The sequence below is a fragment of the Rhodococcus sp. IEGM 1307 genome, from assembly GCF_030056915.1.
Taxonomy (GTDB): domain Bacteria; phylum Actinomycetota; class Actinomycetes; order Mycobacteriales; family Mycobacteriaceae; genus Rhodococcus_F; species Rhodococcus_F opacus_D.
This window is the reverse complement of record NZ_JASHKW010000031.1, coordinates 22,934-39,241: the sequence shown is the minus strand read 5'-3', so window position 1 is coordinate 39,241 and position 16,308 is coordinate 22,934. Positions and strand designations below refer to the sequence as shown.

Annotated in this window: 13 protein-coding genes and 3 pseudogenes; 8 read left to right on the top strand and 8 right to left on the bottom strand. The window is 65.3% G+C overall.

What is annotated here, in order from left to right:
* Positions 1–30 precede the first annotated feature (30 nt).
* The 5 genes and pseudogenes from QM841_RS43680 to QM841_RS39165 all read right to left on the bottom strand — a co-directional run.
* Positions 31–282, bottom strand: a pseudogene (locus tag QM841_RS43680) (hypothetical protein); the annotation flags it as partial.
* A gap of 238 nt (positions 283–520) precedes the next feature.
* Positions 521–844: a helix-turn-helix domain-containing protein gene (locus tag QM841_RS39180; RefSeq protein ID WP_283336188.1), complete on the bottom strand. Its 324-nt coding sequence runs from the start codon at positions 842–844 to the stop codon at positions 521–523.
* A 741-nt stretch (positions 845–1,585) separates the two neighbouring features.
* Entirely contained in the window at positions 1,586–2,239 is a 654-nt protein-coding gene (locus QM841_RS39175; protein WP_283336187.1) for a TetR/AcrR family transcriptional regulator, read from the bottom strand.
* A gap of 63 nt (positions 2,240–2,302) precedes the next feature.
* Positions 2,303–3,322, bottom strand: coding sequence for a phosphotransferase family protein (locus tag QM841_RS39170; RefSeq protein WP_283336186.1), 1,020 nt, complete (start codon positions 3,320–3,322; stop codon positions 2,303–2,305).
* Positions 3,319–4,536, bottom strand: coding sequence for an acyl-CoA dehydrogenase family protein (locus QM841_RS39165; RefSeq protein WP_283336185.1), 1,218 nt, complete (start codon positions 4,534–4,536; stop codon positions 3,319–3,321). The genes QM841_RS39170 and QM841_RS39165 overlap by 4 nt, the downstream gene beginning before the upstream one ends.
* A 135-nt stretch (positions 4,537–4,671) precedes the next feature.
* On the opposite strand from QM841_RS39165, the gene QM841_RS39160 reads away from it, so the two are divergent.
* The 4 genes from QM841_RS39160 (at position 4,672) to QM841_RS39145 (ending at position 8,392) form a co-directional block, all read left to right on the top strand.
* Positions 4,672–5,412 carry an SDR family NAD(P)-dependent oxidoreductase gene (locus tag QM841_RS39160; protein ID WP_283336184.1) on the top strand — a complete coding sequence of 247 codons (741 nt, stop codon included), beginning with the start codon at positions 4,672–4,674 and terminating at the stop codon, positions 5,410–5,412.
* Positions 5,413–5,492: 80 nt separating this feature from the next.
* Entirely contained in the window at positions 5,493–6,527 is a 1,035-nt protein-coding gene (locus QM841_RS39155) for a phosphotransferase family protein (RefSeq protein ID WP_502943326.1), read from the top strand.
* The gene (locus QM841_RS39150) at positions 6,524–7,720 is read left to right on the top strand and encodes a thiolase family protein (RefSeq protein WP_283336182.1); all 1,197 of its coding nucleotides are present in this window, start codon (positions 6,524–6,526) and stop codon (positions 7,718–7,720) included. The genes QM841_RS39155 and QM841_RS39150 overlap by 4 nt, the downstream gene beginning before the upstream one ends.
* 147 nt (positions 7,721–7,867) lie before the next feature.
* Positions 7,868–8,392: a nuclear transport factor 2 family protein gene (locus QM841_RS39145; protein ID WP_283336181.1), complete on the top strand. Its 525-nt coding sequence runs from the start codon at positions 7,868–7,870 to the stop codon at positions 8,390–8,392.
* Between the two features lie 103 nt (positions 8,393–8,495).
* Here QM841_RS39145 and QM841_RS39140 read toward each other — a convergent pair whose 3' ends face one another.
* Positions 8,496–9,173 (bottom strand): GntR family transcriptional regulator, encoded by a 678-nt coding sequence (locus QM841_RS39140; protein WP_283336180.1) that lies wholly within the window; start codon positions 9,171–9,173, stop codon positions 8,496–8,498.
* A gap of 390 nt (positions 9,174–9,563) precedes the next feature.
* On the opposite strand from QM841_RS39140, the gene QM841_RS39135 reads away from it, so the two are divergent.
* On the top strand, positions 9,564–10,811 hold the full coding sequence (locus tag QM841_RS39135; protein ID WP_283336179.1) for a cytochrome P450: 1,248 nt from the start codon (positions 9,564–9,566) through the stop codon (positions 10,809–10,811).
* Between the two features lie 161 nt (positions 10,812–10,972).
* Positions 10,973–12,526 carry a CoA transferase gene (locus QM841_RS39130; protein ID WP_283336178.1) on the top strand — a complete coding sequence of 518 codons (1,554 nt, stop codon included), beginning with the start codon at positions 10,973–10,975 and terminating at the stop codon, positions 12,524–12,526.
* A 667-nt stretch (positions 12,527–13,193) separates the two neighbouring features.
* Here the strand turns inward: QM841_RS39130 and QM841_RS39125 are convergent.
* A pseudogene (locus QM841_RS39125) lies at positions 13,194–14,011 on the bottom strand (SDR family NAD(P)-dependent oxidoreductase).
* Positions 14,012–14,244: 233 nt separating this feature from the next.
* Here QM841_RS39125 and QM841_RS39120 point away from each other — a divergent pair.
* Together QM841_RS39120 and QM841_RS39115 are read left to right on the top strand one after the other, a co-directional pair.
* On the top strand, positions 14,245–15,009 hold the full coding sequence (locus tag QM841_RS39120; RefSeq protein WP_283336177.1) for an SDR family oxidoreductase: 765 nt from the start codon (positions 14,245–14,247) through the stop codon (positions 15,007–15,009).
* Complete coding sequence (locus tag QM841_RS39115) at positions 15,006–15,458, top strand: MaoC family dehydratase (protein WP_283336176.1); 453 nt, start codon at positions 15,006–15,008, stop codon at positions 15,456–15,458. Before QM841_RS39120 ends, QM841_RS39115 begins: the two co-directional genes overlap by 4 nt.
* 613 nt (positions 15,459–16,071) lie before the next feature.
* Here QM841_RS39115 and QM841_RS43675 read toward each other — a convergent pair.
* Positions 16,072–16,264: pseudogene (locus QM841_RS43675) on the bottom strand (transposase); the annotation flags it as partial.
* Positions 16,265–16,308: the final 44 nt, after the last annotated feature.

Genomic DNA, 16,308 nt, shown 5'->3' with positions numbered 1-16,308 from the left:
CACTAGTGATGGTGTCTGTGCATTCGAATTTTAACAGTTGGTTCTTCTGGATCCGTCGCGGGAGATGTTGTCAACAACCGTGAAGGAGTGAGTTTCAGGCGACCTCTGCCCCGTGCTTGCGGGCTCGACCGCCTCGATGTTGGGGCTGATGTCGGTGGGTCGTTCGAGCAGCTCGCCTTTGTGGAACACCACGTCGGCACGGACGGGCGAGACCAGATATGGTGCGTTGACCACACACCAGCACGCTTGGGCGGCGTCGATAAGCTTGTAGGCTATGGCAATCTACTTTCGCGACGGTGCGGCCCCGGACGAAGGTCACCAGGGTCCCGGATCCCGTGCGGCGGTCGTCAAGCGACACGAACGCTGGCTGACCCCAACCAGTCGCCGGGTTACGGATTCTGCGGCGCCGGTTCTTGCGCGACGCAGTTCGCGCTTGACAATCTCGCCGTCGGCATCGGGCGCGACCCCAGTCGGCGATGTCGGACGCGATGATTGGCTTGGGGCGGAGGCCGCCGGAGACTCACTCATCCACAGGTATTGACAACATCCCTCCTGACCAGTGGAGAATTTCTAACGCCAACCCCACCCTGAGATGGTTGCCGGACAATGGTTGTGGTAGAAGCTGCTCAGCTCGATCCAGACGATTCAATACGGTGTTGCGATGCGTGAACAGTTGCGCAGCAGCACGAGTGGCATTAGCGTCCTCCCGCAAATAGACCCGCAGCGTTTCGCTTAAGTCGGCATCCGCGCCGATAAGGCCACCAAGGGTGTCGATGACAAACTGGTTGGCCCCTTCTTCGTCTTGAGAGGCCAACACCGCGAGACGAGCATCGTCGTAGACCACGAATCGTTCTCGACCAGGATTTCGCTCCGCAAGGCGTCGCGCGGCGACTGCTTCTCGATGAGTTCGGCGAAATCCCGCCAGATGGGGCGCGGGAGAACCGGCGGCTCCTAGAACACCCTCAGATGCCTGAGTCATCGCGTCGCGTAACGGATGGGAAACAAGTGAACTCCTGGTAAGTCAGTGAGTGCTTACATCCTCGAGCTACCAGGATCACTTGCCATCAACGCTCATCGAACTGCGCCCCGTCACGCCCGACCCCGATCAAAGTCGAGCGGGCACCGCTGCGCGGTGTATCCCTCTTCGTCGGTGCACGATGCACAACGGGCCCTCCTCGAACCCCTCCGGTAACACCGGAGGCCGTGGTGGTCGACCCATAAAACATTGTCGCACTTTGGTGCTCGATGCCATCTTCTACGTCGTGTGGGGTATCGCGTGGCGGCCGATACCGGCGGAGTTCCCGCCCGCCACCATGGGTACGCGATCTTCATCCGCTGGGTCCGCGCGGGAGTATGGCGGCGGATCCACGACTCATTACGTGATCGCGACCGTGTGCGAGGCGGCCGCGATGCGCAGCCGTCGGCGGCGATCGTCGCTCCCAATCGGTGCAGGGTTCCGACGCCGTGCCCGGGTCGAGGCGTGGATACGATGCGGGGAAACCGAACGGGCGCAAACGCCACATCGCAGTGGACTCGAGCGGGCTGTTTCGCCGATGCGGGCACTCGGAAGCTGGGTGGCGCCAGTTCACCGATCGGTGGCGATGCCGAGCGATCGCGCCCAGAGCAGGGTTAGTGTCTCGATGGCTTTGTCCTCGTCGTAGGGCTTGCCGAAGACGTAGAACTCGTCGGCGAAACGGTCCACCATGTAGGCCAGCGCGTTCGCTGCGTAGACGGGGTCGACGTCGTCGAAGGCCACGCCAGTCTCCTGCCAGTGTCGGATGGCCCCGACTAGGCGGTTCTCGAAGACCGTGTCAATCTCCGTCTTGATCAGTCGCATGTCCGGGAGCGTCCTGGCCAGGGCCGAGCAGTCGGTCATCAGACGGGCGTTGCGCTGGTAACCACGGAGGTAGCTGGCGTTCGCCTCACGGATGGAGTCGATCGGACGCCGCTCGCCCGAGGTGGAGACCCCGGGACGACTGTTCTGCAGCTCAGCGAGCACCTCGATCATGACGGCGTGGAACACCTCCTCCTTGGAGGAGAAGTGGATGTAGAACGTCCCGGTTGCCAAGCCTGCGCGAGGGGCGATGTCGGAGAGCTTGGAGTCGTAAAACCCTTGCTCGTTGAACAACTCTCGCGCGGCATCGATCAGCCTCTTCCGCGTGCGCTGCTTGCGCGCAGGGACCCCACCGGCCGGAGCCGTCGCCGCTGGTGCTTGTGGGGTACCGGCCTCAGTAGTCAAACAAGCTCCTCGAGGGTGTTGGTAACGGCGCGCGCATGTCGTCAGATCGTACCTAAGCAGATCCTACTGAAGCAGCGACAGGGCCATCTGCGCGAAGCGCTCTGGCTTGTTGAGGAGTTCGTCGAGCTCCTGCGTCTGCTCCCCCATCGCTCCCGATGCGTAGCGCTCGTACACACCGAGACCGATGCAGGCCAGGCGCCAGTACGCGAACGCCTGGTAGTAGGGGAGTCGCTCGATGTCGAGGCCGCCGGCAGCGGCATAGGCGTCCAGGAGACGCGGCAGGCTCGGGGAAGCCAGGTGGGGGGCGGGGGTCCACTCCAGTCCCCCCGACCACCAGGCCGCGAGCCAGCCGAGGTCGGCCAGGCCGTCACCGGCAGCGGTCAGTTCCCAGTCGAGCACGGCAGCGATCGATCCGTCCGGGGCGACGATGACGTTGCCGGGACGGTAGTCGCCGTGCACCAAGACCGGCTCGTCCTGGTCCGGTGCGTCGGTCTTGAGGCGGTCGTGGAGCTCACGGAGAAGCATTCCCGTCGGGTCGGTGCGGTCCTGGAGCTGTGAGTTCCAGCGCCGCAACTGGCGCCGCACGAGGGGGTAGGGCTTCACCAGGTCGCCCAGACCGACTTCGGCGAGGTCGACCGAGTGGATCCGCGCCAGCGTCGAACCGAGTTCCTGGAGGAATCTCTCCCGTGCCGGCCCGGCGAGGGCCTCGATGGCGGCGTCCTCATCCATCACGACCCCGTCGACGAACTCCATCACGTAGAACGGGGCTCCTGTCACGTCGTCGCCGGCGCAGTAGCCGACCATCCTCGGCACCGGCACGCCGGTGTTGTACAGGGCTGCCATGATGCGGTGCTCGCGGCCGACGTCATGGGCACTGGTGTGCACCGCGCCGACTGGTGGACGGCGAAGGATCCACCGCCGACCCGATTCCGCTGTCGCCGTGTAGGTGAGGTTGGAGCGGCCATTGGCGACCAGGGAGAATGTCAGCCCGCAATCGTCGCCGACGTGCCGGGCGAACCAGGAGACGACGCGGTCGGTGTCTAGGCCCGGCAAGTTGTGGCCTTGAGGGCTCTCGCGGTTCACGGCTTCACCCCCGGCATCCGCAGCTCGTTGCGCCCGAGTGTGCGCAGATGGACCTGGTCGGGACCGTCCCCGAACCGCATCGTGCGTGCGATAGCCCACAGGCGCGCCAGCGGCGTGTCGGTGCTCACTCCCATTGCGCCGTGTAGCTGGATGGCGTCATCGATGATGGCTGCGACGCCCCGGGGCACGGCGACCTTGATCGCCGCGATCTCGTCTCGTGCTGCGGAGGCGCCGGCGTCGTCGATGATCCACGCGCACTTCATTACCAGGAGGCGCAGCTGCTCGATGCTGATCCGTGCCTCGGCGACCCATTCCCGGACGACCGCGTTCTTCGCCAGGGGCTCGCCGAAGGCAACGCGCTGCCGGGCGCGCTCCTTCATCAGCGTGATTGCGCGCTCCGCCATTCCGATGGCGCGCATGCAGTGATGGATTCGGCCGGGACCGAGTCGCGCCTGGGCCATCTCGAAGCCGCCGCCGGGCTCGCCGAGGAGATGGGACCGCGGAACCCGGACGTCCTTGAAGATGATCTCTCCGTGGCCGCCCGCGTCGTGGTAGCCGTAGAAGTCGAGGTCGCGTTCGACGGTCACGCCCGGAGCGTCCCGCGGCACGATGACGAAGGACTGGCGGCGGAAGCCGTCCGCCTCCGGGTCACTGAGGCCCATCACGAGGAAGAAGCTGCACCTGGGGTCCAGGGCACCGGTGATCCACCACTTCCGGCCATTGACCGTGATCCCGTCGGGATCGATGTCGATCGAAGTCTGGATGTTGGAGGCGTCACTGCTGGCGACGTCGGGTTCGGTCATGGCGAACGCGCTTCGGGCATTGCCGGCGAGCAGCGGCTCGAGATACAGCCGTCGTTGCTCCTCGCTCCCGAACATGTGTAGCAGCTCCATGTTGCCCGTGTCCGGGGCCGAGCAGTTGAAGACCTCCGGCGCGATCTCGGGGTACCAGCCGGTGGCCTCCGCGATAGGCGCGTAGTCGACCGTCGTCAGACCGGATTCTGCGGGCAGGAAGAGGTTCCACAGGCCGTGTCGGCGCGCCTCCTCCTTCAGCAATTCGATGACAGGTGGCACCGCGTGCGGGTCTGCGGCGGCGATGGCGGCTCGTCGTTGCTCGGCATACACGGCCTCGGCCGGCGCGACGCGACTGGCTATGAACCTCTGTGCCTTGGCGGTGATCTCCGCCGAAGCGGACGAGGGGTGAAAGTTGACCATGGGAGCACACTACATGACAATGAATTCATTCTCATCGAAATTTGTGACGCCCCGCGCCACCCGTCCGTCCGGACCGGTCGCGCCGGGCTCCAGCAGGGGAACGGCCCCTCTGACACCGAAAGGACCCACAGCTCCATGACACTCCAGAACAAGGTCGCCGTCGTCACGGGCGGAAGTCGCGGCATGGGGAAGGCCATGGTCGACGCTCTCGCCAGCCAGGGCGCCCACGTGGTCATCGCGAGTCGCAAGGTGGAGAACTGCGAGACACTCAAGACCGAGATCGAGCAGCGTTACGGCACAAAGGCCTTAGCCGTGCGCTTCAACGCCAGCAGTTGGACGGACTCCGACGAGTTGCTCGAACGCACGCTCGCCGAGTTCGGCACGATCGACATTCTTGTCAACAACGCCGGTCTCTCTCCGCTCTACTCCAGCCTCACCGAGGTCAGCGAGTCTCTCTTCGACAAGGTGATCGGCGTCAATCTCAAGGGCCCGTTCCGGCTAACGGCGCTCGCCGGTGAGCACATGGCCACTCACGCGGGAGGGTCCATCATCAACATCGGGTCGATCGAGGCGGTCAAACCGTCAGCCCAGGCTCTCCCCTACGCGGCAGCCAAGGCTGGACTGCACGTCCTGACCGAAGGATTTGCGAAGGCCTACGGACCGTCAGTGAGGGTCAACACGATCCAGTGCGGCCCCTTCCTCACCGACATCTCCGAAGCCTGGACAGAGGAAATGCGAGCAGACTTCGAGTCAGACCTCGCGCTCGAGCGGTGCGGCCAGCCCGAGGAGATCGTCGGCGCCGTCCTCCATTTCGCCTCTGACGCATCCTCATTCACCACGGGCGCCGTTCTTCGCGTCGACGGTGGTGCGCTGTGACTGACGAACCCTCGCTGCTCGACGGTGGAACCGACCTGTCCCCTGAGAGCCGGCAAGACCTCATGCGGGTCCTCGGCTGGATGGCGCGAGAAGGACTCGCCCTCGGCGATCTGCGTGCCGCCGCACCCGTTGGTGGCGGGACGCAGAACGTGATGATCCGGTTCACCAGTGATGACCGGTCCTACGTGATGAGGCGCGGTCCTCGCCACCTCCGGGAGACCACGAACGCGGCCCTGACACGAGAGATCGAGATCCTCGAAGCGTTGGCGCGCACCGAGGTGCCGCACCCGCATCTCGTCGCCAGCTGCACCGACGTGAGCATCCTCGGCGATTCGGTGTTCTACCTCATGGAACCCATCGAGGGCGTGAACGCCTTCATCGAGATCAGTGATCTTCATCGCGACGACCCAGTCGTGCGTCGCCAGATCGGCTTCGAACTGGTCGAGGCCTTGGTGTCTCTCGGCGAGGTGGACCCAGAAGCGGTCGGACTCGGCCACCTGGGACGCCCGGACGGCTTCCTGGAGCGGCAAGTCGACCAGTGGCTGCGCGAGGTGGACCGTTACGAGTCCGTCGAGGGCTACGTGCGTGACATCCCCGATCTCGAGGAGGTCGCGAGTTGGCTACGTGCTCACCAGCCCCTGACCAACGAGCCGGGACTCATGCACGGTGACTTCCATCTCGGGAACGTGATGATCGCACCCGACGGTCCGGGAATCGCTGCGATCGTCGACTGGGAGATGTGCACGGTCGGGGATCCGCTGCTCGACCTGGGCTGGCTCCTCGCGACGTGGCAGCAGCCCGACGGTACGGATCTCAGTGGCAGCAAGCTCGCAGCGGCCGGCGAGCTCGCGACGACGGACGAGCTCATCGAGCACTACGCCCGCCTGTCGACTCGGGACCTGACGAACCTCGACTGGTATCGGGTCCTGGCGTGCTTCAAGCTCGGCATCCTCCTCGAGGGCACCTACGCGCGCTCGCTCGATGGAAGGGCACCGAGAGCCCTCGGCGACTGGATGCATGCCCGCACCGTCCGCCTCTTCCACCAGGCGATTCAGCTCATTCATCGAGCCGTCCGACCAGCCCCTTCCCCATCGGCAGCAGGAGAACTCTCATGACCGAAGCCGTCGTCATCGACGTCATCCGAACCGCCACCGGCCGCGGCAAGCCCGGAGGTGCGCTGTCCGGCGTCCACCCCGCTGATCTCCTGGCGACGACGCTGCGTGCACTCGTCGAGCGCACGCAGATCGACCCCGCACTCGTCGATGACGTCCTCGCCGGGTGCGTGTCCCAGATCGGCGACCAGGGCTACAACATCGCCCGCACGGCCACGCTGGTTGCCGGGTTCCCGGAGTCGGTGCCGGCGACGAGCATCGACCGTCAGTGCGGCTCCAGCCAGCAGGCCGCTCACTTCGCGGCCCAGTCGATCATGGCCGGGGTCAACGACGTCGTCGTCGCCTGTGGCGTCGAGTCGATGAGCCGCATTCCCCTCGGATCGAGCCAGGCCGACGGGGACCCGTTCGGTCCGTTGTCGGCCAGGTACCCGGCGGGCCAGGCCAATCAGGGCGTGGGCGCCGAGCTGATTGCAGCCCGGTGGGGACTCTCACGCAGCGAGCTCGACGAGTACGCCGCGCTGTCGCATGAGCGGGCCGCCAAGGCCGCCGCGGATGGCGCCTTCGACTCCGAAATCGTCCCAGTCGACGTCATCGAGCCTGACGGCAAGCCGGGCCGGCACCTCGTGGACGAGACCGTCCGGGCCGGTACCACCGCGAGCGGCCTTTCCGGGTTGCGGCCGTCGTTCCAGACCGACGAGTTCACCACACGGTTCCCCGAGGTGACCTGGTCCATCACACCGGGGAACTCTTCTCCCTTGACCGACGGCGCCTCCGCCGCCCTGATCATGAGCCGCGAGAAGGCCGATGCCCTCGGACTCCGGCCACGGGCACGCTTCCACGCCTTCTCCGTCGTCGGCAGCGACCCGCTCCTGATGCTCACCGGCCCCATCCCGGCAACGCAGCGGATCCTTGAGCGCACCGGAATGACGATCTCCGACATCGATGCCTTCGAGGTGAATGAGGCCTTCGCTTCGGTGCCGCTGGCCTGGGCGCGCGAAGTGGGGGCCGATCTGGCTCGGGTCAATCCCCGAGGCGGCGCCATCGCCCTCGGGCATCCTCTCGGCGGCTCGGGGACCAAGCTGCTGGCCACCTTGGTCAACCACCTCGAGCAGACCGGGGGCCGGTACGGCCTGCAGACCATGTGCGAGGGCGGCGGCATGGCAAATGCGACGATCATCGAGCGCCTCGACGGCTGACCCTCGCGCGAGTAGGTGACCCCCCACTTCCACCGTGATCCCACAAGCCGAGTCCACACTTGTAGTTTGTATGACGACATACGGTATGATGTGGTGAGCCTCACAAAGAGGAAGGCATCAGACGCTGTCAGAGAGGACGTTGCACACATGACCGAGCAATTGATCGAGGTTGACGCCCGGCTGCTCCAGGAGGTGGCCGATCGCGCGCTCATCCAGGACCTCATCGCCCGCTATGCCTTCTTCGGCGACTACGGACCGAACGAGTCCTTCGCGGATTTGTTCACCCCCGACGGCACATGGGTGATCGCGGGCACGGATGTCGTCGTGCGAGGCCGTGACCAGCTCGTCCAGTTGGTGACGGCGGTGCGCGACAACGCGCCCGGCGCGCATCACATGCAGAGCAACCACGTGGTCGACCTCGATGGCGACCGCGCGACCGGCAAGGTCGAGCTGAACGTGTTCCTGCTGCGGCCCGAGGAGATCTACTCCAACACGCACGGCTGGTACGAGGACGTCTACGTCAAGGTCGACGGCCGCTGGTTGATCGAATCACGCACCATTCATCTGTCCGCTGACTCGATGCAGGTGGCGTCAACCGGAAAGATCGGCGAGCACACCGCGCCAATGTTCGCCGAGCTGGGACGGCTGTTCGGCGGCGAGGGACACGCCTGAAACGCTCGACGGCCGACGGCGACTCACCCCACCGAACGGGGTGAGTCGCCGTTCGTCTTGTCCGGTCGGGTGCATCCGACCCGACGGTGTCTGACTTCCCGTTTCAGCGTCGGGCGGGCGCCTGGCCATCCAGGGCGGCGAGCGCCGCAGCCTTGGCCGCCTCGACATGGGCGCGAGCCAACGCCGCGGCTCCGTGGCCGTCTCGCTGTTCGATGAGATCCACGATCCCGACGAGCTCCCGACGGCTGGCTTCGGCCCGGCCGCCGATGCGCAACGACAGGCGCCGAAGCGCGTGGATGCGGGCTTCGATCGAGCCGAACATCTGCTGCAGGATCGAGTTCCCGGCCCCCTCGAGCAGCACGTCGTAGAAGCGCCGGGTTCCTGCGAGCTGGTCGGCGACGTCGTCGAACTCCTGCGGCGGCCTCATGATGGCGAGGAGCTTGGCGACCTGCTCATCGGTCGCGTTGCGGACGAACAGCTCGACCGCCGCCGCCTCCAAAGGTGCTCGAACGTCGTACAGCTCGTTCACCACGTCTGCGGTGAGGACTGCCACCTGCAGTCCGCGGGCGCCCGATCGTTCGACCAGGCCCTCCGTCTGCAAAATCCTCAGGGCCTCACGCAACGACGTCCGGCTCACGCCGGTCAACTCGACGAGCTCCCGCTCCGTCAGCCGACGTCCGGGCTCCAGATCACCGCGGGTGATGGCTTCGCGAACCACATCCGTGACGCGGTCGCGCAGGAGTCGCTCCGGTCGCTCCACCAGTAGCGAGTACTCACTCATCACCATCTCCTTGGTCTTCGTATGACCATGCACATCATACGGGGAACCAGCCGCTGCGGGGCTAATAAAGGGCGCCGTCGGCGAGCCGTGAGGCACATCACCCTACCGTAGTCTCGTCATACCAAATGCAGACTGGTCCGGACACGCACGATGCGCCGCTGCCGGGGATCGCCGATGGGACTTCCGGCCGTCGGTCGCTCCGGAGGAAGTCGTAGCCGCGGTGGCCTTTTCGAGCTAGCGACGAAGCTTACTCCCCTACCTGCCAGCCGCCCGGCCGATTTGCCGCCCTCAGCCGGGCCACTGTCGACAGGCGGTTGACATCTTTTGTATTACGTAGTCCAATACTACAAAACCCCATGTGAGCACGCTCACAGTGAAAGAGGAGCAGCTGTGACCCTGACCAACGACCGTTCGAGCGATTTAGTCATCCCCGACCTCAGCGATCCGGCGACCTTCACTGATGCCGTTCCGAATGCGGCCTTCGCCGAGATCCGGAACCGTCCTGGCCTGCACTGGGTGGCGACGCCCGTCGCCAACTCCCACGGCGGCTACTGGGCCGTCACCCGCTACGACGAGATCGTGGAAATCGAGCGCGATCCCGCCTCGTTCACTGCCACCAACGGCAGTCCGTTCCCCTACACGAACCTGCCGAAGGACCACCCGGCCAAGGACAACGTGATGTGCGTCGATCCGCCACGTCACAACTATCTCCGGCGTGCCACCGCCAAGGGCTTCGCACCCCGCATCGTCGCCAACTTCGAGCCCTGGGTCCGCGACGTGGTCATCGAGATCATCGAGGGCCTCGAGGGCAAGACCGAATTCGACTTCATCGAGGAGTACGGCCGCACTATCCCGGCATTTGTCATCGCCCGGGTACTCGGCGCGCCCAAGGAAGACCGCGCCTACCTCGTGCAGCTCATCCAGGACTACATCGACGCCGGACAAATGACGGAAAGCCTCGAGGAGGGCGAGGGCGTCGGCGAGCGGATCATCCCGCTGATGATGCAGATCACCGACTACGCCGCCAAGATCCAAAAGGTCAAACTGGCCAACCCGGCCGACGACATGTTCACCGAGCTGGCTCGCTGCGTCGAGCGCGGCGAGATCAACCAGGACGAGTACCTCCAGTGGATGTTCGTCATGCTGGCCGCCGGCTACGAGACCACGCAGACCACCATCGGGCAGTCGATGCGCATGTACCTCGAGGACCCCGAGATCCGCGAGGCCACCGACAAGGCGATCGCGCAGGGCGAAACGATGCTGGCGGTCGAGGAGTACCTGCGACTGATCAGCCCCCCGATGCAGATGGCGCGCACCGCCACCCGCGACCTCGACTTCCACGGCCAGAAGATCCTCGAGGGTCAGGTCATGGTGCTCTACTACGTGGCAGCGAACCGCGACACGACGAAGTTCTCCGAGCCCGACCGGTTCAACCCCTGGCGGCCCGAGAAGGAAAATCTCGTCTTCGGTGCCGGCGCGCATCGCTGCATCGGATCGCACCTCGCCAAGCTCGAGCTCCAAATACTCTGGGACGAACTGGCGAAACGCAACATCCGCTACGAGCTCGCCGGTGAGCCGAAGCGCGGCTACTCCAACTTCATCAACCAGCTGCGTTCACTGCCCGTCCGACGGCCCTGACGAGGGCGGCCTCAACACGGAGGGCGTGGCGCGCCCCGACCTTCTCGACCCGGCGCGCCACCCCATGCTCGCAATGGTCGAGCGCTCGCACGACCGGCCTGATGCCGACGACGAACCGGCCCCAAGGACCCCTGGAACTATGCCGGCCAGAGAGGACGCTCATGCAGACCGCTACCACTGACCGGACCACGATGAAGGGCGAGCGCGGAGCAACGACCGCAGCTGCGGCCCTGACCGCCGCGATGTGGGCCGCCCTGCGGGGACAGCCCGAGGTCCTGTCCAGGGTGACATTCACGGGCACCGGCGACATGTCCTGCCCGTTCCCCGTGATGGATATGGCGGCAGCGGCGTTCGCCACGGCAGGAGCGGCCGTGTCCTCCCTCCTGGACGTCATGGGAGACCGCGAGCACACGGTGAGCGTGGATCGTCGTCAAGCGGCCACATGGTTCGATTTTCCGCTTGCACCAACAAGATTCCTCGACGTCCCACAGCAGCACGGGATCAACGGTCACCTGAACAGCATTCGGGGTGACGACCACAAGGCGTGGATGACGGAATTCGAGACGGCCGACGGCGGCTGGTTACGCGTGAATTCCAGCTATCCCAACCTCCGCGCTCGCATGGTGCGCGCCCTTGGTCTGTCGGAGCCAGCGAGCCCCGCCGATGTGCAGTCGGTGATCGGCCGGCTGACGGCAGAGGACGCTGAAGAACAACTCGTCTCCGCCGGGGCTGCCGCCGCGATCGCCAGGTCGTTGGAGGAGTGGAAGCAGCATCCCCAGGGCATCGCGTTAGCGGGCGAGCCACTCGTGGCGATCACCGACACTCTTGCCGGTCCTAGCGGGTGGGCGCCGACCCTCGGGCGGCCGCTTCTCGGTATCCGGGTCCTCGATATGACGAAGGTCGTCGCCGCGCCGATGGCAACGCGATTCCTCGCTATGCTCGGGGCAGAGGTACTGCGCGTCGACGCACCCGACAGCGCGGAGGCCACCCTGCTCGGCGTCCACGATCTCGGCCTGGGCAAGCGATGGGCCATGCTGGACGCTCGAACCCACGACGGTCGGGCCCAGCTGCGCGAGCTGCTGGCAGGCGCAGACGTGTTGCTCCACGGCTACCATCCCCGTGCTCTCGATGGCCTCGGGCTGGATGCGGACATCAGGGCGCAGCTCCGACCGGGCCTGGTCGACGTCACCCTCAACGCTTACGGATGGACCGGGCCGTGGCGTCACCGCCGGGGCTTCGACACCCTGGTCCAATTCTCTACGGGAATTGCGCATGAGATTGCTCGCTGGGCGAGCGAGGATCCAGACAATCGCACGCCGATCAACGCGATCGGCCGACTGGTCGATGCGAGTCGACCCCGCCACCTGCCTGTGGAGTCCCTCGACTTCGCCACCGGCTACCAGCTGGCTGCCGCTGCCATCGTGGGGCTCCAGCGACGTCGCGAGACCGGCATGGGCTCCATCACACGGATGTCGCTCGCGAGAACAGCCAAGCTCCTTGTCGACCATGCTGGTGAGCCCGCCGACACGTCGTTCCATCTCCCCGACCCGGAGGCACGACTGACAGATACCGTGCACGGGATGGGAGTCCGGCCGACTCGGCGGCTCGCTCCCCCGGTCGACATCGACGACGTACCGCTGTTCTGGGACCGTCCCGCGGAACTCCCGGGCTCTTCGCTCCCTCAGTGGGCGGGACCCGCCCGCGACGACCGCTGAAAGCACAGCGGACAGGTACGGCTTCCTGTCGTGTCCCAGCGTGAGGCGCTCGCCCCACAGTGGGCAGGTAGGCCTGACTTCGTTGACCCGACTGGTGGGAGAGTGTCGCCGGTGACCGGCGCCCAGCACGACTCGCGCTGCTCATATCTGGTTCGAGGGTCACCGCACGGGGTGCTCCGCCAGAGGTCAACGAAGTCCGGACCGGGTGGCGACGCCTCGAGCACTGCGAGGGACCTGCATCAGCCGGCTCATGGGCGACAGCAACATCGGCGACCACGCGGTGTGGCACCGGTCACGGACCGTGTTTCAGGAACGAATGCTGCCTTCGCACCGTCGATCAGCCCGAGCAGAGGGCACAGGGACTTCTGCTATGGGATCGGGCGGCAGTGCAGTTTTCGATCACACCGAGACGCGCTTGCGGCCTCGGGCGCAGCCACCTCGACGCGCGGCCACGGCAGGATCGTTGAGCATTGTGCGGTTGCGCCGGGATAGAAGGGCGATGCAAGCCTCCTTGCCGAAGTGTCGACCGACGACGCCACCCGAGGCCGCTCCGGTGAGCGCGAGGGTGGTCTTGTTCGAATATCTCTGCTGCTGTCACCGCGAAATGGTGTGGCGCAGAGCGACGGAGCCGCGCAAGTTCACCGCGGCCCCGTCGTCGAGCAGCAGGTCAGTGGCCGTTGGCCTCGAGGGAGACTGGCTTCCACTGCTCCCACTCGTCGAGGCGCTGCTGGTAAATCCCGGGCACCATCTGCGTCGCGAGGGTGCCGTACAGCACGCGCAGCGGAGGCTGCTCGGCGTCAACGATCCTCAAGATCGCGTGCCCCGCGGCCACGGGGTCGCCGATCATCTCCGGAGACATGTTCTGCGCCATCTGTTCGTTCACGATGTCGCGGAACGGTTGGTAGTCGGCGATCTCGTCCGCGTGGGTGGCGCTGCTGCCTGCCCAGTCCGTGCTGTAGCCGCCCGGTTCGATGAGAGTCAAATTGATGCCGAAGCTTGCAACTTCCTGCGCGAGCGATTCACTCATGCCCTCCAGGGCCCACTTCGATGCGTGGTAGCCGCCGAGGTTGGGGAAGGCTCCGAGGCCACCGATCGTGGAGATCTGGATGATGTGTCCGGAACCCTGCGCGCGCATGATCGGCAGGACGGCCTGCGTGATGTGGAGCACGCCGACAGGTTGACCTCGAGCTGGTTGCGCAGCTGCTGCTCGGTGATCTCGTCGACCATGCCGAACAGGCCGTAGCCGGCGTTGTTCACGACGACGTCGAGGTGACCGAACTTCTCGTGCGCAGCTTTCACCGCGGCGAATGCGGCGTCGCGGTCGGTGACGTCCAGCTGCAAGGGAAGCACGGCTTCGCCGAACCTCTGCACCAGGTCGTCGAGGGCGGATGTGTTGCGGGCGGTCGCCGCAACGTTGTCGCCGCGACCCAGGGCTGCGCGCGCGAACTCCTTGCCGAAGCCGCGGCCTGCACCGGTAACGCTCATGGTGAACCTCTCGAGATCGTGACTATCAGCATACCGTATGCTGAATACCGTCATACAGTAAATTGGATATCTCGAGGGCTCGAGGCCGGACGGCCAGCGCGCTCTTCACCGAAGACGCTTGCCTCCCTCGTGATCGGTTTTCCAGACGATGGGACTGGACAGATCACTATTACTCCAGCCCGACTCGCCTCCAACAGTTTCAGATCTCACCATCACTCGACAGGAGCCAACACATGACTTCTCACACCCCGACCCGGACCGCTGTCGTGACGGGGGCCGGGCGCGGAATCGGCGCCGGTGTGGCCAAGCGCCTCGCCTCGGACGGCTTCGCGGTCGCGGTCCTCGACGTCGACGAGGTCGCCTGCAGGCAAGTTGTCGGTGAGATCGAGACGACGGGTGGGCGCGGGACCGCGGTCGGCGTCGACGTCACAGACGAGGCCGCCGTCCATTCTGCCGTCGAGCGAATCGCCGACGAACTCGGCGGACCGACCGTGCTGGTCAACAACGCCGGCATTATCCGAGATAATCTACTGTTCAAGATGACCGCCGAGGAGTGGGACGCGGTATTGAACGTGCACTTGCGCGGAGCGTTCCTGATGACGCGCGCGGTCCAGGGTTACATGACCGCGGCCGGATGGGGTCGAATCGTCAACCTGTCGAGCACCTCCGCCCTAGGCAACCGCGGGCAGGCGAACTACTCCGCCGCCAAGGCTGGTGTGCAGGGCTTTACCAAGACTCTCGCGCTCGAAATGGGAAAATTCGGCGTCACCGCCAACGCGATTGCTCCTGGATTCATCGAAACCGATATGACTATGGCCACCGCCGACCGTCTGGGCTACTCCTTCGCGGACTTCAAGGCCGCGATCGTCAAAGACATTCCGGTCGGCCGCGGCGGTCTAGCCGCTGACATCGCGCACGCCGTCTCGTTCTTCGCCAGCCAGGGAGCCGGCTTCATCTCCGGTCAGGTACTTTACGTCGCTGGAGGACCGCAGGCATGAGGGTCTTCCATGGCGTCGCTGAACTCGAGAGGGCCGTGAATACCCACCTCGGCTACTCGGACTGGCACACGATCAATCAGGACCAGATCAACGCCTTCGCCCAGGCCACCGGGGACCATCAATGGATTCACGTCGACCCAGAGAAGGCAGTCCACGGGCCGTTCGGCTCAACCATCGCCCATGGATACCTCACCATGAGCCTGGTGCCGATGCTTGTTGGGCAGGTGTACGAGATCAGCGGCGTCCAGATGGGAATCAATTACGGCGCAGACAGGCTGCGCTTCCCGTCGCCAGTGCCAGTAGGATCCCGGATCCGCGCGGGCGTCGAGCTGACGATGGTCAAGCCGAACGCAATGGGCTACCAAGTCGCGACCCGCGTGACGATCGATCGAGACGGTGGCGACAAGCCGGCATGCGTTGTCGATATGCTGACAGTGGTAGTGCCCTGAGGGGTGGCGAACGGCGTCCACGATCGACGAGATCCGGTATGCCTCATACGGTCCCCGACGGGGGTAAACCGCATTAACCGTCATCCTCGAAGCCGACTCTGTCGAGGTATTTGAGAGTCCAACGGGGTTATGCCGCGGCGTGCTCGGCCTTCGGCTCTGCCTGCTCCATCTCGGCCGGTTTGTTGATCTACGCGTCGATGGGCAAAATCCAGGATCTTCGGGATGCCTACGGTCCCGCACCGTTCGGTATGCGCCAGTCGGGCCTGGCCAGCACTGCCGCGCGTTCGGCAGCTTCTGTCCAGCGGGTCCGGCGTGCATCGCAGGAGCGTGCAGCTCGGCCGTCGACGGGTTTCCCACCAGGCCTTCACCGAGGGCTGTGACCGATGAAAAAGCTCCCGCGGCAATCGAATTCATGCATCGGAGCCCGGGTGTTCTTTGCTGTCCACGGCATCGGCCACATCAATCGGATCGTCACCGACAAGGAGTCCACCCGCGTGCGGGGGCAGACCCTCAGTGCACCCTCGGCGGTGATCCCCACGGCGACCACGACCGCAATCGAGATCACCTGCGAGGAGGTGTCGCGCACATGCAGGAGCTCGTGTCGAACGATCCGCGAAACCTCGGACTTGGAAGTCCCGAACCGATTCCCAGAGCTGCTACCAGGTCGTCCACGCTGCGGGTGGAAACTCCGTGTACGCACGCCTCCATCATCACCGCGTACAGCACCTGATCGATCCGTCGGTGGTGCTCGAGGATCGATGGATGAGAGCGAAACCCTTGCGTACTCTCGGGATCGGCAATTGGACTCTTACCAGGCGTGGCTAGGTTGCCGCACGCTCGTGCGGACATT